Below are 19,539 nucleotides of genomic sequence, written 5' to 3'. Positions count from 1 at the left end.
GCCGCCGCCGGCCCGCGCCCTTCGGGTCAGGGCCGGCGGCGCAGGGCCTGGCGCTCGGACTCGGACAGGCCGCCCCAGACGCCGAAGCGTTCGTCGTTGGTCAGGGCGTAGTCCAGGCAGGCCTTGCGGCCCTCGCAGGCCCCGCACAGCCGCTTCGCATCGCGCAGCGAGGAGCCGGGCTCCGGGAAGAAGAAGCCCGGACCCGTCTGGGCGCAGAGGGCGAGCTCGTACCAGGCCGGGGCGGCGGTATCGGTAGCGGTGGTGTTCATCGACATGCCGCAGAGCCTGTCCGCCGGTGATGGACGTCCGATCAACGCCTGATCAACAACACAGAGTGAACGACCGTGCGTGCGATGACTTCGGTACCATGGCGGTATGGCAGACGGACGCGTGGAGCGCGGGAACCAGACGCGGCGGACCGTCCTGGAACGGACGATGAGCATCGCCTCGGTGGACGGCCTGGAAGGGCTGTCCCTGGGGAAGATCGCCACGGATCTGGGACTGAGCAAGAGCGGCGTGTTCGCCCTCTTCGGCTCCAAGGAGGAGCTTCAGCTCGCCACCGTGCAGGCCGCCCGGGCCGTCTTCGTCGAGCAGGTCGTACGGCCCGTGCGGGACGAGCCCGCCGGACTCGCCAAGGTGTGGCGGCTGTGCGAGACCTGGCTCGGCTACTCCGGCCGGCGGGTCTTCCCCGGCGGCTGCTTCTTCTACTCCGCGTCCGCCGAGTTCGATTCGCGTCCCGGGCCCGTCCACGACGAGATCGCCAAGATCCGCGGCGACTGGACCCGCTACCTCGTGCGGCTGCTCGACGAGGCCCGGCTGGCGGGCGGGTTCCGCGAGCCGGCCGCGGTCGATGCCGAGGCCGTCGAGCAGCTCGCCTTCGAGATCATGGCGATGATGGAGCTGGCCAACGCGCACTCCGTGCTGCACGAGGAGACCACGGCCTACGACCGGGCCGCCCGCGGCATCCTCGCCCGGCTGCGCGCGGCGGCGGCCGCCCCGGAGGAACTCCCGGAGCGGCCGCCCGTACTCGCCTTCCCGGTCGCCGGTTTCTCCGCCGGCGACGCCCCGGCCGTCAGCCTGCCGGCCGCGACCGATCCGGCCGCGACCGGCCGCTGAGCTTCATCGCGGCGCCCACGACCGCCGCGGCGAGCGAGGAGAGCGCGATCAGCAGGAAGATCCCGCTCCAGTGCTCGCCGGGGCCTCCCCCGGTGAGCAGGGCCGCCGTAGCGGCGACGCCGAGCGCCCCGCCGAGTTGGCGGGCCGTCATCAGCAGGCCGGTACCGGCCGCGAAGCGCTGAGGCGGCAGTCCGACCGAGGCCGTGGTCGACAGGGCGGTCAGCACGGCTCCGATGCCGAGACCGCCGAGGAGCGCGGAGGGCAGGAAGATCTGGGCGTACGAGGTGGACTCCGCGACCCAGCCCCACATCAGCAGGCCGTTGGCGGCGAAGAGCAGCGATCCGATGGTGACGGCGGCCCATTGGAAGCGGGCGGGGACCCGGCGGCCGACGACGAGGGCGCCCGCCATGGCGAGGACGGCGCCCGGGGTGACACCGAAGCCGGCCTGCAGGACCGAGTAGTCCCAGCGCTCGACGAGGTAGGACGGGCCCATCAGCAGCCACGCGTACATGGCGACGCCGAAGAGCAGGGCGCCGACGGTGGAGCGGGCGAACAGGGGGTCGCGCCACAGGTCGCGGTCGACGGCCGGGGCGGGATGACTGCGCGAGCGGCGCAGCGCGAGGGTGCCCGCCAGGGCCCCGCCGATGACCAGGACGAGCACCTTCGGGTCGGTCCAGCCCCACTCCGTGCCCTGGGAGAGCCCGGCCACCACTCCCCCGATGCCGAGGGCGAGGGCCGTCGTACCGACGGGGTCGGGCAGGCGGTGCGCGGTGCGCGGCTCCGCGGGGATGGCGCGGGCGGAGGCCCAGGCGACGGCCAGTCCGAGCGGGAGGTTGATGAGGAAGATCGCGCGCCAGTCCCACCACTCGACGAGCAGTCCGCCGATGCTCGGGCCGACGGCGGCGGCCAGTCCGCCGGCCGCCGACCAGGCGCCGAGGGCGGCGGCCCGGCGGGCGGGCGGGGTGTGGGCGAGTACGAGGCCCAGCGCGGCGGGGATCATCCCGGCGGCGGCCGCTCCCTGGAGTGCGCGGGCCACGATGAGCAGTTCGGCGGTGGGGGCCGCGCTGGCGGCGAGCGAGGTCAGGGTGAAGGCGAGGGTCGAGCCGAGGAAGAGGGCCCGGCGGCCCAGGGTGTCGGCCAGCCGGCCGGCCGCGGCGAGCAGGGCGGCGAACAGGACGGCGTAGGCGCTGACGACCCAGGTCAGGCGGGCCAGCGACACCTCGGGGAAGGCGCGGCGCAGGTCGGGGAAGGCGACGTTGACGACAGTGGCGTCGAGGAAGGCGAGAAAGGTGACGGCACTGGCCAGCGCGAGCACCCGCCCGCCCCCGGGGCCCTCCGCGGCTTCCTGCCGGGGGCCGGGGAGGGCCCCCGGAGCGGGCGCGGAGCCGGGGAGGGGCTTGGCGGCGGAGCCGGAGCCGGGCGCGGACCGGGAGCCGGGCGCGGACCGGGAGCCGGGCGCGGACCGGGAGCCGGGCGCGGGCACAGAGGCGGGCCCAGGCACAGAGGCGGGCGCGGCTCCGGGCCCGGAGGCGGCGATGGGCGCGGGTGCGCCGGGTTCGGGGCGGGTGGAGGTCATCTGGTGGCTCCTGCGGTCTCGGCCGGGCCGGCCGAACGGGTCTGCGAGGGGGTTGCGCTGAGGAACTCGACGGCGGCCCCGATGACTTCCGGGTCGAGGAGGATGCGGCGGTGGCCGAGTCCGCTCGTCTCGATCAGCCGGGCCCGCTCCCCGTAGGCCGCCGCGATGGCGCGGGACTGGGAGGGGGCCGCGGTGTCGTCGTCCGCGTCGTGCACGAGGAGGATCTCCGAGGGGACTTCCTCGGGGTGGCGGCACGCGTCGAAGCGGGGCCATACGTCGGGCTCGGCGGGGAAGAGCCGGCGCTGGACGTGGCGCCGCAAGGCGTCCTCGACGGCCTGGTTCACGCCGAGCATCGCGCGGAACCGTGCGGTGAGGAAGTCGAAGTCGGCGATGGCGCCGATGCCGACGATCCGGTCGGCCCGGATCCCGTCCCGCAGCGCGAAGAAGGTGGACACCACCCCGAAGGAGTGGGCCAGGACGGCCGAGAACTCCCCGTACTGCGACTGCAGTCGGCGGATGATCTCGCGCTGCCGGAGGATGGTGGTGGCCCGGCCGCCGGACGTGCCGTGACCGGGAGCGTCGAAGGAGACCACGGTCCGGCCCTCGGCCAGCAGCGCCTCGACGAACCCGGCGAAGCGCGAGGCGCGCGAGGTCCAGCCGTGCACGATGAGGACCGGCCGCTCGCCGTCGCCCCAGCGGTACGTGGTCACGGGTATCCCGTCCACGACGAGCCGCCCGGTCACGGCCCGGGCCATGACCCCGGCCTCGCCCGGCTTCACCTTCGGCCGGCCGAGCGGCCGCACGAACAGCGCGAACGCCACCCGCCCGACCGGGCCCGGGGCGACCCGGGCGGTGATGTTGAGGGTGGTGCTCAGGAGTGAAGCCATGGGGTGCATGCCCGGTTCTCCGGATCTCCTCAGAGTGGCCAGCCGGTGCCGGCTTGGCAGGACGATGGCAAAATATTAGCACGACCGTTCGTGTTGTTATAGATGGATCAAGCGAGCATGCTTCCGGGCAGGGCCGGCCCCGCGAACGACGGTAGACGACGCCGATCCGCAAACCAGGACGAACTACCTTCCCCATCAGCGAATGTGATGACCGTTCCCCGCCGGGCGGCCCGGGCGCAGCCGGGGGGTAGCCCCCCTCGGGGCGGGTGGGCCGCCGGATGTCCCCGGCCCCCGGCCGCCCCGGATCCTGGCCTGAGTCAAGGAAGACTTCTGCGAACGGGGACAGCACGATGACCGGTACGCGCCCAGGCACAAGCTCCCTCACACACCCGCGCAAAGGCATGCGGCACCGGCGCGCGGCCGCGGCGGCAGTGCTCCTCGCCCTCGTGGCCACCACCGCAGGCCCCGCCGCGGCCGCCACCGCCGGACCGGGCCGCCCACCCACCGGACCGGCCGGACCGGTCGGGATCTGGCGGCTCGACGGCTACGGCACCGTGCTCCGCGTGGAGTCCGGACGGCTCCAGGAGTACCAGGTCACCGGGATCAGCTGCCTGCCCGGCGCGAGCGCGCGGCGGGTACCGGGCAGCGGGAGCTCCCCGGCCTTCCGCTACGCCACCGAGGACGGCGAAGTGCTCACCGTGCGCCCCGGATCGGTGCACGTCGAAGGCTCGGTCGGCGACCGCGCGACCCGGCGCCTCACCTCCCTGCCCGAGCGCTGCCGCGCCGCCCAGGAGCCCGGCCCCGCCGCGGACCCGGTCGCCACCTTCGACGTGTTCTGGCAGACCTTCGCGGAGAACTACCCCTTCTTCGCCGCCAAGGGCGTCGACTGGAAGGCGGTACGCGAGAGCCACCGTCCCCGCGTACACGCCGGCACCACCGAGAACGAACTCTTCGCCGTCTTCAGGGACATGCTCGCCCCGCTGCACGACGCACACGTCCACCTCTCCGACGGCGGCGACCGGTTCTTCGGCGAGGTGCGCCCGGGCACCGTGATGCCGACCCTCGAACTCGAGACCCGCGTCAAGGAGTACATCCAGGAGGTGGACCTCGGCGGCCGGGCCCCGCAGGAGTTCGCCCAGGGACGCGTCTCCTACGCCGACCTGCCCGACGGCCGCGGCTACCTGCGCCTGTCCGGGTTCGGCGGCTACACCGAGAGCGGTGACTTCGCCTCCGAGAGCGCCGAGCTCGACCGTGTCCTGGAGAGCGTCTTCACCACCGGGCGCACCGCCCGCCTGCGCGGACTGGTCATCGACCTGCGCATCAACGGCGGCGGCTCCGACGAGCTCGGCCTGCGCCTGGCGGCCCGGCTCACGGACCGTCCGTACTTCGCCTACGCCAAGCGCGTGCGCAACGACCCCGCCGACGCGAGCCGGTTCACCCGTCCGCAACCCCTCTACGTCCAGCCCGCGCGGGGCCCCCGCTACACCGGACCGGTCGCCGTGCTCACCGGCGGTTCCACCGTGAGCGCGGGCGAGACATTCACCCAGGCCCTCCTGGAGCGCCCCGGCCGGACGGTGCGCATCGGCAAGCCGACCCAGGGGGTCTTCTCCGACGTCCTCGGCCGCACCCTCCCCAACGGCTGGGAACTCGGCCTGCCCAACGAGCAGTTCCTGACCCGCACCGGAAGGACCTTCGACGGTCCGGGCATCCCGGTCGACATCACCACCCCGGTCTTCACCGAGGAGGAGTTCACCACCCACCACGACTCAGCCTTCACCGCCGCCCTACGCCACCTCCCCTAGGGCCTGTCGTCAGTCCTCGTGCTTCGCCCGGCTCGGCTGGACGCGCTTGGGCTCGCCCGGCATCTTCGGGTAGTCCGGGGGGTACGGCATGTCGCCGAGGCCGTGGTCGTGTTCGTGGCGGTCCGCCAGTTCCAGCGCGGCGTCCAGGGCGAAGGCGTGCTCGTCCATGTCCGCGTGCAGATCGCCCAGTTCGGCGAAACGGGCCGGCATCGTCACGATGTCGAAATCGCGCGGCTCCGCCTCGTCCAGCTCGTCCCAGCGCAGCGGCGCGGAGACCGGGGCGTGCGGCCGCGGACGGATGGAGTACGCCGAGGCGATGGTGCGGTCGCGCGCCGTCTGGTTGTAGTCGACGAAGATCCGCTCGCCGCGCTCCTCCTTCCACCAGGCGGTGGTGACCTTCCCCGGCATCCGGCGCTCCAGGTCCCGGCCGATCGCGATGGCACACCTGCGGACCTCCGTGAAGGTCCAGCGCGGCGCGATCGGCACGAACACGTGCAGGCCGCGGCCGCCCGAGGTCTTGGGCCAGCCGCGCAGGCCCAGTTCCTCCAGCAGGGCGCGCAGTTCGTGGGCGACCGCGACCGCGTGGTGGTAGTCGGTGCCCGGCTGCGGGTCCAGGTCGATGCGCAGTTCGTCGGGACGGTCGGTGTCATCCCGCCGGACCGGCCAGGGGTGGAAGGTGAGGCAGCCCAGGTTGGCGGCCCACAGGACGGCGGCCGGCTCGGTCGGGCAGATCTCGTCGGCGGTGCGTCCGCTGGGGAAGGCGATGTGGGCGGTGGGGATCCAGTCGGGCAGGTTCTTCGGGGCCCGCTTCTGGAAGAAGGACTCGCCCTCCACCCCGTCCGGGAACCGCTCCAGGGTCGTGGGGCGGTTCCGCAGGGCGCGGGTGATCCCGTCCGCGACCGCGAGGTAGTAGGCGGCCACGTCCCCCTTGGTGAGGCCGCGCTCGGGGAAGTACACCTTGTCCGGGCTGGACAGCCGGACGACTCGGCCGCCCGCCTCCAGCTCGATCGCTTTGCCCGCTGCACCCATGTGCGCCACGGTAGGCGGACCCGCCCGGCCCCGCACACCGAGCGGGGCCGGGCGCGGCGCCCCAGAATCGGAGACATGGATCTGCCGGTCATGCCACCCGTGAAGCCGATGCTCGCCAAATCCGTGTCCGCGATCCCGCCGGGCATGCAGTACGAGGCCAAGTGGGACGGCTTCCGCGCGATCGTCCACCGGGACGGGGCGGAGATCGAGATCGGCAGCCGCACCGGCAAGAGTCTGACCAGGTACTTTCCCGAGCTGGTGACGGCGTTGAAGGCGAATCTGCCCGACCGCTGCGTCGTCGACGGCGAGATCGTCGTCATCCAGGGAGGACGGCTCGATTTCGACCGGCTCAGCGAGCGGATCCATCCCGCCGCCTCCCGGGTGAAACTGCTCGCCGAGACGACCCCGGCCTCGTTCGTGGCCTTCGATCTGCTCGCCCTGGGCGACGAGGCCCTCCTCGACGCGCCGCTCACCGACCGCCGCACCGCCCTGACCCGCATGCTCTCCACAGCCCGGCCCCCCGTACACCTCGCGCCCGCGACCACCGACCCCGCGCTCGCGCGGGAGTGGTTCGAACGGTTCGAGGGCGCCGGGCTCGACGGGGTCGTCGCCAAACCCCTCGATCTCCCCTACCGGCCGGACGCCCGCCTCATGTTCAAGATCAAGCACGAGCGTACGGCCGACGCCGTCATCGCGGGTTTCCGTTTCCACAAGAGCGGTCCGATTGTCGGATCGCTGCTGCTCGGCTTGTACGACGCCCACGGCACGCTCCAGCACGTGGGCGTCTGCGCCGCCTTCCCCATGAAACGCCGTGCCGAACTGATCGACGAGCTCGAACCGCTCCGGATGCCCGACCCCGCCGGGCACCCGTGGGCCGCCTGGGCCGAGGAGTCCGCCCACGAGAGCGCCCGGCTGCCCGGGGCGCAGAGCCGCTGGACCGGAAAGAAGGACCTGTCCTGGGTGCCGCTGCGCCCCGAGCGGGTCTGCGAGGTGGCCTACGACCACATGGAGGGCGACCGCTTCCGACACACGGCCCAGTTCCGCCGCTGGCGCCCCGACCGCACCCCCGACAGCTGCACGTACGACCAGCTCGAGGAAGTGGTGCGCTACGACCTGGATGCGGTGCTGGGCATCAAGGACACTTAGACACGTCCGACGATCTACGCGACCGACCGGGGCACGTTCCTCGTCCAGAGCAAGAAGGCCATTGCCGATGGCAGCATCCAGCACCCTCGCCGAGCTGTTCGAGAGGTTCCGGCACGAAGCCTTTCGCCTGGAGACCCTGGACGATTACAGCGGCTCGGGGAACGTGGACGCCTACCGGGCCTTCCAGGCCGGTCGGCCACAGCCCGAGGGCTACAACGCCGCATGGCTCGCGGAGCTGCGCGGCCTGGCTCACGAGGGTAAGCGGGTGTACCGCGTGCACGTCCTCCGGCGGCCGCTCACGGAGTACCTCCGCTTCGAGCTGGGCTGGGGCTACCGGACGAACATGACCGGCGGGGAAGAGCACGGCGAGTGAACAAGGCCAACGCCTTACTGACTGGAATCCGCGAATCATTACGGCGGCTCCCGGCCACAAGCTTGATGGTGTTCATGCCGCACCAGCGATCATGAACGGATCCTGCGAGTGCGTCGATTGCCGCGTACATGTCCGCATCCTCGGCGTTGGTACGTCAGGTCATCGGCACACGCACTTGGGCTGAGGACCATTGTCGGACCGCCCGGTTCCGGTCGTCAGCGGGCCGTCAGTTCCTCCCACTCCGCACGGCTCGGGCCGGCGGTGTGGGGGGTGTAGTCGGGTCGCGCCGCCAGCCAGCGCGCCACCCGGGCCCGGATCTCCGGGTCGGCGTAGGTTCGCTCCGGCGGATCGGCCAGGTGCCGGACCCGGGCGCGCGCCCGCATCACCTCCGGGTCCTCCAGGGCGCAGTCGAACAGCGCGGCCACCTCGCGGGCCGTCCCCCCGCGCGCGGCGCGGGTCGCGAGGCGTTCACCCACGGCCCCGTCCGCGATCACCTGGAAGTCGAACCACGGCTTGAGGGTGCGCACCGCCCACGCGTGGTACTCGGCGGCGAACCGCACCGAGCCCGGGTCCTGGTGGGCCGTACGGGCCACCCTGCGCGCGGCCCACAGGGTGAGTGAAGTTCCTTGGCCGAGGGTCGGGTTGGTGTGGGTGACGGCGTCTCCGACCGGTACGAACCCGCTCACCACCGGCCCCCGCTCGTCGGCCGGGGCGCTCCAGCGGTTGTCCAGGCCGGCCGCTGCCAGCACCCCGGACAGTGGTTCGGCGCCCAGCCCCAGCCAGGCCGCCCCGGGCGGGAAGGTCCGCGCGGCGGCCTCGAACACGGCCGGATCGCGCAGCGCGGAACGTGTGGCGTCCCCGGTGTGCACGAACAGGGTCACGGCGAACAGCCGGTTGTCGGCCGGGAAGACCGCGCACCCGGCGAAGCTGCCGCCCGTCACCGCCCAGGGCCGCCGCGGCCCCTCCTCGCGGCCCTCGGGCAGCCGGTACCAGCGGCAGAAGTAGGCGAGGCCCGTGCGGTGCCGCTCCACGGTGCCCGGCCGGCAGCCGATCGCGGCGAGCCACCGTTCGGAGCCGCCGCGCCGGCCGCCCGCGTCCACGACGAGGTCTCCCGCATAGACCCCCGCCTCGGTGGTCACTCCCGTCACCCTGATCCCGGATGCATCAGCCCCGGACTCGCCCGAATCCCCCGAACCCACCTCCGCGATCAGCCCGTTCACCGGCTCCCCGTACCGCGCGACCACCCCCGGCTCGGCCCGTACCGCCGTGGCGAGCGCGCTCTCCAGCACGATCCGCCGTGCCTGGAGCATCACCAGGTCCTCGTCGCCGGGCCGCGCGGGCGGGCGTACGTCGAACCAGTCCAGCTCGTGCCGCTCCCGGGCTCCGAGCCGGAGCATCTCGGCGTGCACGTCCGGCAGTTCCTCGCGCAGCACGCCCCGCGCGGCCCCGAGCAGTACGTGCGGCTGGTTCGCCTGGGGCACCGTCGCCCGGTGCCAGCCGAAGAAGTCCCGGTCGAGCGCGGTGCCGGGGGCGCGCGGATCGCGTTCGAAGAGCTCGGCCGTGTGTCCGTGACGCGCCGCGAGCAGCGCGGTGGCCAGCCCTCCTATGCCCCCGCCGACGACCAGCACGTGTGCCATGGAGCCCCCCTTGGGCCGATCGGACCCGGTGGAGCGGCCGACCGGTTGATTCGCCGAGCCGATGCGCCGTACGACGATCGGACCGCGGGAAGCCTGCGCGGGCGGCGCCCTGCCGAAACCCCGCACGGCCGGCCGGGACGTAAGGTCGCAGCCGGGCCGCTCCGCACGCCACCGCCCCGCACACCGATCCACCGATCCACCGAAGGACAGCCATGAGTTCAGAAGCCGGCGAACCCACCGCACGCGCCGTCCCCCGCCCCCACGCCATCGTCGGAGTCGGCGTGGTCGTGGTCGGCCACGACGGCCGGGTGCTCCTCGGCCAGGCGCACGACGGCCGCTGGGAACTGCCCGGCGGCAAGGTGGACCCCGGGGAGGGCTTCGAACAGGCCGCCTCCCGCGAACTGGCCGAGGAGACCGCGCTGCGGGCCGCCCCCGAGGCGATCCGGATCGTCTCGATCCTGCTCAACGCCGACGCCGACCCCGGCTCCGGCTCCGTCTCCGGCCTGACCCGGCTGACGGCCGCCGCCGTCACCTCGGCGGCCGAGGGCACCGCCACGGTCACCGAGCCCCACAAGATCGCCCGCTGGTCCTGGTTCGCCCCGGCCGAGATCCCGGCCGCCCTCTTCGCCCCGTCCGCGGCGGCCCTGCGCGCGTGGCGGCCCGATCTGGTGCCGCACCTCCCGTACGTGGCCTCGTACGGCTATCCGACCACGGCCGCCCCGGACCAGGCGGGCGCTCCGGGACCGGGTCCGGGTCCGGATCCTGGTCCGGATCCGGATCCTGGTCCGGATCCTCGCTGACGACCTGACGCGGGCCGCCACGCGGGCTCGGTCCGCTGCCCGCCTGGACGGGGCCCCCGGCCCGGCCCTCCCCCGTGCGGCGGGGGCGGGTCTCAGACCGCGGTCACCGCCGCCGTCGTCGTGGCCACGGCGATGGCGGCCATCGCCATCTGCATGTCTCGGATGGCGGTGTGGATGCTCCCGGCCGCCCACTGCCCGTCGGCGATCGCCGCCGTGCGGGCGGTGATCTCCTTGCGCGGGATCCCCGGGAAGGCCAGTCCGTGCAGGCCGGCGGCGTGGATCACCGCGATGAGGCTCGCGGTGCGCTCGTCGGGCTCGGCGCCCTTGGCGACCGCGGCGGCGAGCCGCTCGCGCAGTTCGCGCTCGGCCGCTCCGTCGGCCTCGGGATAGCGGCGTACCGGGAACACCCCGAGGGCCTTGCGCCGCTCCTCCACGACCACCCCGCGCCCGACGAGCCGCTCCACGACCGGGGCGACGGCCTTGGCCTGGTCCTTCGTCAGCCATTCGGTGACCCGGCGCTTGCTCCGGTCGCGCATCCAGGCCCGTAGCAACTCGACGCGGCCGTCGAGGAGTTCCTCCCCGGTGGGCGGGGCGTCCAGCAGCTCCAGGTACTTGCCCGAGACCTGCACCCGCTCCGCGAGGACCAGTTCGAGCAGGAGGGCGCCCGCCACGGCCCAGCCCACGGCCTGCCGCTGCTTCACCGACCCGGACTCGTCGTCCAGCGACAGCAGCATGATCTCTTCAGCCAGCGTGACCCGCATCCGGCACCCCCGCACCCGTAGAACCTGTAGACCCCGTAGGACCTGTAGAACGCTCAGAACCTCTTTCCCACCAGACGCCCGGGCACGCCGGGAAGTTCCCCGGCCCTCCCTACGGCCGCCCCTACGGCCGCCCCTACGGCCGTCCCGCCATCGCGCGCGGGGCGAAGTTCCCGTCCCCGAGGTCCTCCGCCAGCAGCCGCTTGGCGATCGCGTCCGCCGCGGCCCGCAGTTCCGCGCTGCGCGGCCGGCCCCGGTCCTTCTCCAGCTGGTCGCCGAGCCACTTGGCCCAGGCGCCCGAGATGACTGCCGCTTCCCGCTCCCCCGCCGGGGTCTGCGTGTAGAAGCCGTTCTGCCGCGTCATGTAGCCCTCGTCCACCATCCGTTCGAAGACCGGCAGCAGTACCTCCGGGGGCAGGTGCCGGCGCGAGGCGATGAGTCCCAGGCTCGCGTAGCCGACGGTGCGGGTCATCAGGTCCACCTGCATCACCGCCCACGCCCCCGCCATGTCCAGCCGGGTGTCCGAGGAGGTCACGATCCCGCGCGCCGTCTCGGGCCCCATGCTCCGCACCAGCTTGCCGACCGCCAGCTCCAGCAGCTTCGAGGAGTCCCCGGAGGCCGTGGCGGGCGAGCCGAAGCCGTCGCCCATGTCCGTGGAGCCGGCCCGGGCGCTGTCGCGCAGCTTGACCTGCTTGAGGAAGAGCGCGACGACGAATCCGACCACCGCCACCGGCACGGTCCACAGGAACACCGTGTGCAGGGTGTCGGCGTACGCGTTGATGACCGGCCCGGCCGCCGCCGGATCCAGTCCGTGCACGCCCTGCGGGCTCTGCGCCGCGACGCCCAGTTGCTGCGGGTCCTGGCCGGTGGCGCGGGCGGCCTCCGCCACGCCCTTCGCCAGCGCGGGCTTGAGGGTGTTGGCGTAGATCGTGCCGAAGACGGCGGTCCCGAAGGCGCTGCCGAGGGTACGGAAGAAGGTGACGCCCGAGGTCGCGGTGCCGAGGTCGGCGTAGTCCACGGTGTTCTGCACGGCGATGGTCAGGACCTGCATGCACAGGCCGATGCCGGTGCCGAGGACGAACATGTAGAGGGATTCCAGCCAGGCGCCGGACTGCGGGCCCATCCGCGACAGCAGGTAGAGCCCGATGCCCATCACGGCGCAGCCGACGATCGGGAAGATCCGGTAGTGCCCGGTCTTGCTCGTGACGTTGCCGCTGAAGATCGACGCGATCAGCAGGCCGATGACCAGCGGCAGGGTCCGTACGCCGGAGACGGTGGCCGAGTCCCCGTCCACGTACTGCAGGTACGTGGGCAGGAAGGTCATGGCGCCGAGCATCGCGAAGCCGACGACGAAGCTGAGGACGGAGCAGACGGAGAAGACGGGGTTGCGGAACAGCCGCATCGGCAGCATCGGTTGCGCGGCCCGCATCTCCACCAGGCAGAACAGCGCCAGTGCCAGGGCGCCGCCCGCGAAGAGCCCGACGATGAGCGGTGAGCTCCAGGCGTACTCGTTCCCGCCCATGCTCGTGGCGAGGATCAGCGCGCTCGCGCCGATCGCGACCATCGCGATGCCCAGGTAGTCGATGACCGGCTTGCCCGCGGCGCGCACGGAGGGGATCGTCCGCGCGGCGGCCACCACGACCAGGATCGCGATCGGCACGTTGACGTAGAACGCCCAGCGCCAGGTCAGGTGGTCGGTGAAGAGTCCGCCGAGCAGCGGCCCGATCACGGTCGCGACGCCGAAGACGGCTCCGATCGCGCCCTGGTACTTGCCGCGTTCGCGCAGCGGGATCACGTCGGCGATGAGCGCCATCGCGGTGACCATCAGTCCGCCGGCGCCGATGCCCTGGAGGCCCCGCCACACGATGAGCAGGGTCATGTTGCTCGCGAGGCCGCACAGGAACGATCCGGTGATGAAGACGATGGCCGAGACCTGGAAGACCAGTTTCCGGCCGAAGAGGTCGCCGAACTTGCCGACGAGGACGGTCGCGACCGTCTCGGTGAGCAGGTACGAGGTCACGACCCACGACATGTGGTCCCCGCCGCCGAGGTCCGCCACGATCGTGGGCAGGGCGGTGCCCACGATCGTCTGGTCCAGGGCCGCCAGCAGCACGCCGAGCATGATCGTGCCGAACACGATGTTGCGTGAGCGCCGGTCGAGCACGGGGGGCGCCGTGGCGGGTACGGCGGGGGCTGCACCTTCGGCTGTGGTCACATCTCGCACTCTCACAGCGCACCCGCCCGGCCGCATGCGGCGTTAGCCCATCCGTGCGAGGGTTCGACGGGCGTCGGCGCAGGTGGACGCCTCGTCAGCGCAGGTAGCCCAGCCCCGGATGCTCCGCCGTGTACCCGTCGACCAGCCGCCGGGCCACGGCGACCGAGTCCACGAGCGGATGCAGTGCGAAGGCCTTGACCGCGTCCGCCCGCGATCCGCTCGCCGCCGCGGCGAGGACCTCCCGCTCGGCGGCCTTGACCGAGGTCACCAGGCCCACCGCGTGCAGCGGCAGCGGATCGACGGCGACCGGGTGGGCCCCGTTGGCGTCGACCAGGCAGGGCACCTCGATGACGGCCCCGGCGTCGAGCACCGAGAGGGTGCCGCGGTTGCGGACGTTGAGGATCAGGGTGGCGCGCTCGTCCCGGGCGATGGCGCGCATCAGGGCGAGGGCCACCTGCTCGTACCCGCCCGACTCCAGGTCGCTCTCCTCGCGCTCGCCGACGCCCGCGACCTCGCGGTTCTCGGCCATGTACGTGGCTTCGCGCTCGGCCCTGGTCCGGTCCCAGGCGGCCAGCGCCGCCCCGGGCTCCTGATCCGGCCGTCCGGCCTCGGCGTAGAACCCGCGCTGCTGGTCGCGCAGGAAGGCCCCGCGCGTCTGCTTGACCTCCTGGTAGGCCCGTACGGTGTCACGGTTGAAGTAGTAGTAGTGCAGGTACTCGTTCGGGATGGCACCGAGCGAGCGCAGCCACTCGGCCCCGAACAGCCGGCCCTCCTCGAAGGATTCCAGCGCCTGCGCGTCGGCCAGCAGCCGCGGCAGTTCGTCGCGCCCGCCGATCCGCAGCCCGCGCACCCAGCCCAGGTGGTTGAGGCCGACGTAGTCGATCCAGGCCTCCTCGGGCCGGGCGCCGAGCAGCCGGGCGATCCGCCGCCCGAGCCCGACCGGCGAATCGCAGATGCCGATGACCCGGTCGCCGAGCTCCTCGGCCATGGCCTCGGTGACCACCCCGGCCGGGTTGGTGAAGTTGATCACCCAGGCCCCGGGGGCGGTACGGGCCACCCTGCGCGCGATCTCGCGGGCCACCGGCACCGTCCGCAGGCCGTAGGCGATGCCGCCCGCGCCCACCGTCTCCTGGCCCAGCACTCCCTCGGCCAGGGCGATCCGCTCGTCGGCGGCCCGGCCCTCCAGCCCTCCGACGCGAATGGCCGAAAACACGAAGTCGGCGCCGCGCAGGGCCTCGTCGAGATCGGTGGTGGCCGTGACGGCCGGGGCGTCCGCGATCCCGGCGGCCTGGTCCGCGAGCACCCGGGCCATGGCACGGAGCCGGCCGGAGTCCTCGTCGTACAGGGTCACGTGCGACACCCTGCCCTCGGCGTGATCGCCGAGCAGGGCCCCGTAGACCAGCGGTACCCGGAATCCGCCTCCGCCGAGGATCGTCAGCCGCACGCCCTTACCGCCTTTCGCAGTGCTCCGGTGCCACGTTTCGTGGCACCAGTCTCCCCCGCCCGATCACTCCACCGGCGACGGCACGGCCCGCAGCCGCGGCGGCTGGTGCTGCTGCGCGCCCGGAGCGCCCGGCAGCGGACCCGTCGCCAGGCCCTGCGGCGTGGAGAGGACCAGCGTCATCCGGGTCAGCCCCATGCCGTCGAGCATCGGGCCGGATTCCGCCACCATCCGGCAGCGCACCAGGCCCCAGCCCGGATCCGGGTGGCGCACGCTGCGCACGGCACCGTCCTGTTCGGCGGCCTCGGCCCCGTGGGTCGACAGCCAGTGCGGCACTCCGTACCGGTAGGCGGCCTCCATGAACGGGTCACGGGCCACCTCCTGGCGGATGCTGCGCAGCCCCTCGTCCTCGGGGTCGGCGGCCAGCGCGGTCGCGAACCGGGCCAGGAGCGGGACGCACCAGGCCGGTTCGTGGTCCTCCAGCACGGCCGCGGCGTCCGGGTGGAACAGCACGAAGCGCAGGAAGTTGTCGTCCGGCAGGGCGGTCGGATGCGGGCGCACCGACTGGAAGAGCCGGTCGAACGCCGAGTTGGTCAGGGCCACGTCCCAGCGGTGGTCCACGAGGAAACTCGGGTAGGGCACGGCCTCCATGAGGGCCGCGTAGTCGCACAGGTAGTCGCGCTGCGCCGGATCGTCCGGCAGCCTGCTGTCCTCCGCCGCGCGCCAGGTGGGCGGCGGGTCACGGTCGACCATGATGCGGAAGAGCCAGAAGCACTGCCGCTCGCTCATTTCCAGGGCCTCGGCCAGGGCGAGCAGCTTGCGGTCCGTCCACTCCTTGACGAGCCCGCGCTCCCAGTTCCCGTACGCACGCACGCTGATGCGCAGCCGTGCCGCCAGGTCTTCCTGGCTCAGCCCCAGTTCCTCCCGGCGCTGGCGCAAAATCTCCTTGCGTCGCTCCGACCGCACGGCGCCGCGTGCGGACTCCTCGCCCGCGAGGCGCTCCCCACCGATGTGGGCGAGGCCATCGGACGGGCCCACCGCTGCGAGATGTGGCACCGAGAGCTCCCCCCTCTTCCTTACGGTCTGGATCTTCATTTCCGTGTGGCGATCCTGCTACCGACTTCATTCGAGTGTCAACTATTGTGGCAATTCCAGCCTCTTGACAGCTCGTTCCCGCCACAGATGTGGCACGTTCTAGCCGTACGGACGGAGAACGGATAGATTCCAGTGGCCGACCACGTGCCCGTACCCCGACCTCGCGCGATCTAGGAGAACCACTGGTGACAGACGGCTTCCCGGCTCCCGTCGCGGTGGCCAACACGCTCCTGGCAGCCACCGTCACGCGGGTCGCAGAACTCGCTGGCAAGCTGGGCCGCGACCTGAACCAGGTCTTCGACCTGCGCCGCCTCTCCGAGGCCTCGGGCGTACCCGCCGACGTGGTGCGGAGCCTGCTGGACGGCCGGCCCGCCGGCGAGCCCGATCTCCAGACCCGGTTCCTCCAGCGCCTCGACCTGCTGCGGCGCACCCGCGTCAAGCCCAACGGCCGCCGCTACACGCAGCAGGAGATCGCCGACGGCGCCGCCATGTCGCGCCAGCAGGCCGGGGCCCTGATCAACGGCGACCGACGGCCGACCATGGAACACTGTGACGCGATCCAGCGGTTCTTCGGGGTGCACGCCGGTTTCCTCACCGCCCATGACGCGGACGCGCTCACGGACGCCCTCCAGCGCACCGAGCAACAGCTGCTCCAGGACTTCGCGGGGCGTGCGCGGGAAACTGCACCCGCCCCGGCCGCTTCGGTGGGCGATCCGCTGGCAAGACTTCTCCAGAACCACGGCGTACGGGGCATCGCCTGGCGCGCCGCCCAACTGCCCAGCGACAAGCACCGGGACAAGGTGACCGAATGGCTGGACATGCTTCTCGAAAGCGTCAAACCGAACGAATCCTGACCCAGTCGAAAGTCTGGGTCTGATCCTTGAGTCCTGATCCGGATCCGCGCCGACGGGGAGAACGGTGAGCATAGGCAGAGAGCAGCGGCGGTTGTGCGGGGAGTTGGTGGCAGGCATCAGCCTGTCCGCGCCCGTGGAACCTGTGGACCTCTACGCCGCCCTCTGCGAGGGCATGAGCAAGCACCGCGGCCGCCCGGTGGAGTTCCGGATGGCCTCGTTCCCGCCGGGAACGGCCAGCGGCCTGTGGCTCGACATGGCGGACCGCGATCTGGTGGTCATCGAGGAACGGACCGCGCCCGACCACCAACTGGTGATCCTCGGGCACGAGCTGTGGCACATGAAGGCCGGTCACTGCAGCCACCACGTCGACGGCGCCGCCGTCGCCGCGCGGCTGCTGTCGGACAAGGCCGACATCGGCGAGACCGTGCGCCGGGTCGCCGCGCGCACGCGCGCCGACGTCCAGGAGGAGACCGAGGCCGAGACCTTCGGTCTGCTGCTGGGCAGCCGGTGTCGCCCCTGGCTGGTCGGATCGGCCGGTCACCGCGCACCGGCACAGCGGGACCAGTTGGCCGGCCGCATCGAGGCCGCGCTCGGATACCGGGGGCACAGGAACGACCGTTGAAAGGCCAGGACTACTACACACCGGCAGCCGCGATGGCGATCGCACTCGCCTTCAAACTGCCGACGCTACGGAACAACTGGCGCGATCCGCTCCTGCGGTCGGTCTGTGCCCTGCTCACCCTGGCCGGCGCCGTCTTCACCTTCGCCGCCCCGCCCACGATCGAGGCGGTCAACCGCTGGACCGGCGTACCCAATTTCTCCGCCCCGTTCGTCTACTGCCTGATCACCGCCTTCAGCGCCGCCTGCCTCGTGCTGATCGTCAACTGGCGCGGCGGCCCCCCGGAGGAGACCCGGCGCATCGCGCGCGCCTGGATCCTCGGCTACTCCGCCGTGATCGTGGTGCTGATGGTGCTGTTCGCCCTCGGCGACACCCCGGTCGAGCGGCTGCGGGACTTCGACACGTACTACGCCAACACCCCGTTCATCCGGGAGATGATCGCCCTCTACCTGCTGGCCCACAACGTGGCGGCCCTCGTGATGGTCGCGATGTGCTGGCGCTGGTCCCTTCAGGTGCGCGGCTGGCTCCGGGTCGGCCTCGTGATCATCGTCATCGGGTACGTCTTCAACCTCTGCTACGACGCCACCAAGATGACCGCCGTCGTCGCCCGCTGGACCGGCCACGACCTGGACTGGCTGAGCACCTCGGTGGCGCCGCCCGTGGCCTCCATCGGAGCCAATGTCAGCGCCATCGGCTTCGTGCTCCCGCTGGTGTTCCAGCGGCTGACCGACAGCTGGCGGTTCTGGTCCACGTACCGGCGCCTGGGCACCCTCTGGCGCGAGGTGCGCAGCTGCGGTCCGCAGCCGGTCCCCAGCGTCCGGATGGCCTGGTGGTCCGCCGCGGAGCTGCGGATGATCCAGCGCGAGTCGGACATCCACGACGGCTTCCTGCACCTCGGCCCGTACTTCGACCAGCGCCACCGGGACGACGCCCTGGAGCGGGCCATCGGGACCGGCGCCGACGAGGAGACCGCGCGGGCCGTCGCCGACGCGGCCATGGTCGCGGCCGCCGTGCGCGCCCGGGCGGCCGACCCCGAGGGGCGGGTCATCGGGGCCAGCGACGAGGGGGCCCCGCCGCCCGCCGACGGGCCCCGCGACCTCGTCCGGATCTCGCACGCGCTGCGCAACTCCCGCGTGGTGGCCGAATGCCGGCGGCAGTCCTCCCTGTCGGGGAGCTGAGCCCTCAGCTACCGGGCCGCCGCCGGTCCCGGTGATCAGCTCCCGGCGGCCAGGGCCAGCGACGGGAACAGGTCCTGGAACGGCGCCGCCGAGTCGATCCCGTCCCGGCCGAAGGGCGCGTCGAAGCTCCACACCATGAACAGCAGGAACACGATCAGCGCGCTGAACAGCCCCGCGAGCAGCAGCTCCCGCCCCGAACGGCGGATCTGCAGGGTGAAGATCAGCCCGACGGTGACCAGCCCGCCCGCGACCAGCCCCAGCCAGACCACCCCCGGCAGCGTGGACTCGTCGCTCTGCGTCCGCTCGTGGCGGGCGTCGTCGGCGGCGGCGATGTGGTCCAGCAGCGGCTGGTAGGCCTGGGCCTGGAGCTCGTTGCCCGGGCTCTGGTGGGTGACGTCGGTGCGCAGCCGGCCGAGCAGTTCGCCGCCCTCCGTGGACACCGGGGCCCCGGAGGTCAGCCGCGGCCAGTCCACGCTGACGGTGTGGGACACGTACGCGTTGACCTCGCCGCGGATCCGGTCGCGCACGGCGGCCGGGTAGACGTCAGCCCGCTGGGTGACCTCGTACAGGGACTGGGCCTCGCGGCGCACGCTGTCCTCGGCGGCGCCGCGCGCCTCCCAGACGCCCGCGATGGCCAGGCCGAGGACGATCGCGTAGACCACGCCGACCATCATCACCATGTATTCGAGGACGTCGGGGGTTTCGCTGGTGTCCTCGTCGGCGGCGACCCGGCGGTGCCGGATCGCGGTGAAGGCGAGGACGAGGGCGCAGACGAGCGCCATGGCGATGGCCAGGACCAGCCATTCGGACACGAGGGTTCTCCGTAGGTCGAAAGGAGCGGACTGAGCGGACTGGCGGACTGAATGTGGGGGGCGCGCGGCTAGCCGCGGCTCCTGGAACGGGGCCGCAGCGCGACGGCCGCGAGCACCGCCGGGGTCGTGACGACGACCATGAGCATCAGGGTGGACATGCCGTCGGGCCCGCGCCGCGCCAGGGCCGCCGAGTGGTACGGG

17 protein-coding genes and 1 pseudogene are annotated in these 19,539 nt (G+C 72.6%); 8 read left to right on the top strand and 10 right to left on the bottom strand.

Annotated elements, in window-relative coordinates; all coding sequences use genetic code 11:
- Nucleotides 1–26 precede the first annotated feature (26 nt).
- Nucleotides 27–275: a WhiB family transcriptional regulator gene (locus ACFWNV_RS29450; RefSeq protein WP_383952893.1), complete on the bottom strand. Its 249-nt coding sequence runs from the start codon at nucleotides 273–275 to the stop codon at nucleotides 27–29.
- 100 nt (nucleotides 276–375) lie between these two features.
- Here ACFWNV_RS29450 and ACFWNV_RS29445 point away from each other — a divergent pair, with 100 nt between their 5' ends.
- Nucleotides 376–1,116: a TetR/AcrR family transcriptional regulator gene (locus ACFWNV_RS29445; protein WP_383952891.1), complete on the top strand. Its 741-nt coding sequence runs from the start codon at nucleotides 376–378 to the stop codon at nucleotides 1,114–1,116.
- On the opposite strand, the gene ACFWNV_RS29440 is transcribed toward ACFWNV_RS29445, so the two are convergent.
- Both ACFWNV_RS29440 and ACFWNV_RS29435 read right to left on the bottom strand, forming a co-directional pair.
- Nucleotides 1,073–2,692 carry a DHA2 family efflux MFS transporter permease subunit gene (locus ACFWNV_RS29440; RefSeq protein WP_383952889.1) on the bottom strand — a complete coding sequence of 540 codons (1,620 nt, stop codon included), beginning with the start codon at nucleotides 2,690–2,692 and terminating at the stop codon, nucleotides 1,073–1,075. The genes ACFWNV_RS29445 and ACFWNV_RS29440 overlap by 44 nt on opposite strands.
- Nucleotides 2,689–3,579: an alpha/beta hydrolase gene (locus ACFWNV_RS29435; RefSeq protein WP_383952887.1), complete on the bottom strand. Its 891-nt coding sequence runs from the start codon at nucleotides 3,577–3,579 to the stop codon at nucleotides 2,689–2,691. Before ACFWNV_RS29435 ends, ACFWNV_RS29440 begins: the two co-directional genes overlap by 4 nt.
- A gap of 401 nt (nucleotides 3,580–3,980) precedes the next feature.
- Between ACFWNV_RS29435 and ACFWNV_RS29430 the strand changes: the two genes are divergently transcribed.
- Nucleotides 3,981–5,381: a S41 family peptidase gene (locus ACFWNV_RS29430; RefSeq protein ID WP_383952885.1), complete on the top strand. Its 1,401-nt coding sequence runs from the start codon at nucleotides 3,981–3,983 to the stop codon at nucleotides 5,379–5,381.
- 9 nt (nucleotides 5,382–5,390) lie between these two features.
- On the opposite strand, the gene ligD is transcribed toward ACFWNV_RS29430, so the two are convergent.
- Entirely contained in the window at nucleotides 5,391–6,410 is a 1,020-nt protein-coding gene (gene ligD / locus ACFWNV_RS29425; protein ID WP_383952883.1) for a non-homologous end-joining DNA ligase, read from the bottom strand.
- 75 nt (nucleotides 6,411–6,485) lie between these two features.
- On the opposite strand from ligD, the gene ACFWNV_RS29420 reads away from it, so the two are divergent.
- Together ACFWNV_RS29420 and ACFWNV_RS29415 are read left to right on the top strand one after the other, a co-directional pair.
- Nucleotides 6,486–7,556 carry an ATP-dependent DNA ligase gene (locus ACFWNV_RS29420; protein ID WP_383952881.1) on the top strand — a complete coding sequence of 357 codons (1,071 nt, stop codon included), beginning with the start codon at nucleotides 6,486–6,488 and terminating at the stop codon, nucleotides 7,554–7,556.
- Between the two features lie 67 nt (nucleotides 7,557–7,623).
- Nucleotides 7,624–7,917, top strand: a pseudogene (locus tag ACFWNV_RS29415) (DUF6879 family protein); the annotation flags it as partial.
- 227 nt (nucleotides 7,918–8,144) lie between these two features.
- Here ACFWNV_RS29415 and ACFWNV_RS29410 read toward each other — a convergent pair.
- On the bottom strand, nucleotides 8,145–9,566 hold the full coding sequence (locus tag ACFWNV_RS29410) for an NAD(P)/FAD-dependent oxidoreductase (RefSeq protein ID WP_383952879.1): 1,422 nt from the start codon (nucleotides 9,564–9,566) through the stop codon (nucleotides 8,145–8,147).
- Nucleotides 9,567–9,778: 212 nt separating this feature from the next.
- Here ACFWNV_RS29410 and ACFWNV_RS29405 point away from each other — a divergent pair, with 212 nt between their 5' ends.
- Complete coding sequence (locus ACFWNV_RS29405) at nucleotides 9,779–10,366, top strand: NUDIX hydrolase (protein WP_383952877.1); 588 nt, start codon at nucleotides 9,779–9,781, stop codon at nucleotides 10,364–10,366.
- A gap of 92 nt (nucleotides 10,367–10,458) precedes the next feature.
- Here the strand turns inward: ACFWNV_RS29405 and ACFWNV_RS29400 are convergent, their stop codons facing one another.
- From ACFWNV_RS29400 to ACFWNV_RS29385, 4 genes are all read right to left on the bottom strand, one after another.
- Nucleotides 10,459–11,127 (bottom strand): GPP34 family phosphoprotein, encoded by a 669-nt coding sequence (locus tag ACFWNV_RS29400; protein WP_383952875.1) that lies wholly within the window; start codon nucleotides 11,125–11,127, stop codon nucleotides 10,459–10,461.
- 133 nt (nucleotides 11,128–11,260) lie between these two features.
- Entirely contained in the window at nucleotides 11,261–13,339 is a 2,079-nt protein-coding gene (locus ACFWNV_RS29395; protein WP_383952873.1) for an MDR family MFS transporter, read from the bottom strand.
- A gap of 94 nt (nucleotides 13,340–13,433) precedes the next feature.
- Nucleotides 13,434–14,783 carry a 6-phospho-beta-glucosidase gene (locus ACFWNV_RS29390; RefSeq protein WP_383952871.1) on the bottom strand — a complete coding sequence of 450 codons (1,350 nt, stop codon included), beginning with the start codon at nucleotides 14,781–14,783 and terminating at the stop codon, nucleotides 13,434–13,436.
- A gap of 63 nt (nucleotides 14,784–14,846) precedes the next feature.
- The gene (locus tag ACFWNV_RS29385; RefSeq protein ID WP_383952869.1) at nucleotides 14,847–15,836 is read right to left on the bottom strand and encodes a helix-turn-helix domain-containing protein; all 990 of its coding nucleotides are present in this window, start codon (nucleotides 15,834–15,836) and stop codon (nucleotides 14,847–14,849) included.
- A gap of 224 nt (nucleotides 15,837–16,060) precedes the next feature.
- On the opposite strand from ACFWNV_RS29385, the gene ACFWNV_RS29380 reads away from it, so the two are divergent.
- The 3 genes from ACFWNV_RS29380 (at nucleotide 16,061) to ACFWNV_RS29370 (ending at nucleotide 18,526) form a co-directional block, all read left to right on the top strand.
- Nucleotides 16,061–16,729 (top strand): helix-turn-helix domain-containing protein, encoded by a 669-nt coding sequence (locus ACFWNV_RS29380; RefSeq protein WP_383952867.1) that lies wholly within the window; start codon nucleotides 16,061–16,063, stop codon nucleotides 16,727–16,729.
- Between the two features lie 64 nt (nucleotides 16,730–16,793).
- Nucleotides 16,794–17,351, top strand: coding sequence for a toxin-antitoxin system, toxin component (locus ACFWNV_RS29375; RefSeq protein WP_383952865.1), 558 nt, complete (start codon nucleotides 16,794–16,796; stop codon nucleotides 17,349–17,351).
- A complete protein-coding gene (locus tag ACFWNV_RS29370; RefSeq protein ID WP_383952863.1) occupies nucleotides 17,348–18,526 on the top strand; it encodes an MAB_1171c family putative transporter in 1,179 nt (392 codons plus the stop codon). Before ACFWNV_RS29375 ends, ACFWNV_RS29370 begins: the two co-directional genes overlap by 4 nt.
- Before the next feature lie 35 nt (nucleotides 18,527–18,561).
- On the opposite strand, the gene ACFWNV_RS29365 is transcribed toward ACFWNV_RS29370, so the two are convergent.
- Nucleotides 18,562–19,338, bottom strand: coding sequence for a hypothetical protein (locus ACFWNV_RS29365; RefSeq protein WP_383952861.1), 777 nt, complete (start codon nucleotides 19,336–19,338; stop codon nucleotides 18,562–18,564).
- Between the last annotated feature and the right edge of the window lie 201 nt (nucleotides 19,339–19,539).

The sequence above is a fragment of the Streptomyces sp. NPDC058401 genome (assembly GCF_042722885.1).
In the GTDB taxonomy this organism is placed as follows: domain Bacteria; phylum Actinomycetota; class Actinomycetes; order Streptomycetales; family Streptomycetaceae; genus Streptomyces.
Note: the sequence above shows the minus strand (reverse complement) of the source record. Positions and strands in the feature narration are given on the sequence as shown.

Bases quoted from the DNA above. Each gene is read 5' to 3' on its own strand.
- ACFWNV_RS29450 (WP_383952893.1), bottom strand. From the start codon at position 275: ATGTCGATGAACACCACCGCTACCGATACCGCCGCCCCGGCCTGGTAC.
- ACFWNV_RS29445 (WP_383952891.1), top strand. From the start codon at position 376: ATGGCAGACGGACGCGTGGAGCGCGGGAACCAGACGCGGCGGACCGTC.
- ACFWNV_RS29440 (WP_383952889.1), bottom strand. From the start codon at position 2,692: ATGACCTCCACCCGCCCCGAACCCGGCGCACCCGCGCCCATCGCCGCC.
- ACFWNV_RS29435 (WP_383952887.1), bottom strand. From the start codon at position 3,579: ATGGCTTCACTCCTGAGCACCACCCTCAACATCACCGCCCGGGTCGCC.
- ACFWNV_RS29430 (WP_383952885.1), top strand. From the start codon at position 3,981: ATGCGGCACCGGCGCGCGGCCGCGGCGGCAGTGCTCCTCGCCCTCGTG.
- ligD (WP_383952883.1), bottom strand. From the start codon at position 6,410: ATGGGTGCAGCGGGCAAAGCGATCGAGCTGGAGGCGGGCGGCCGAGTC.
- ACFWNV_RS29420 (WP_383952881.1), top strand. From the start codon at position 6,486: ATGGATCTGCCGGTCATGCCACCCGTGAAGCCGATGCTCGCCAAATCC.
- ACFWNV_RS29410 (WP_383952879.1), bottom strand. From the start codon at position 9,566: ATGGCACACGTGCTGGTCGTCGGCGGGGGCATAGGAGGGCTGGCCACC.
- ACFWNV_RS29405 (WP_383952877.1), top strand. From the start codon at position 9,779: ATGAGTTCAGAAGCCGGCGAACCCACCGCACGCGCCGTCCCCCGCCCC.
- ACFWNV_RS29400 (WP_383952875.1), bottom strand. From the start codon at position 11,127: ATGCGGGTCACGCTGGCTGAAGAGATCATGCTGCTGTCGCTGGACGAC.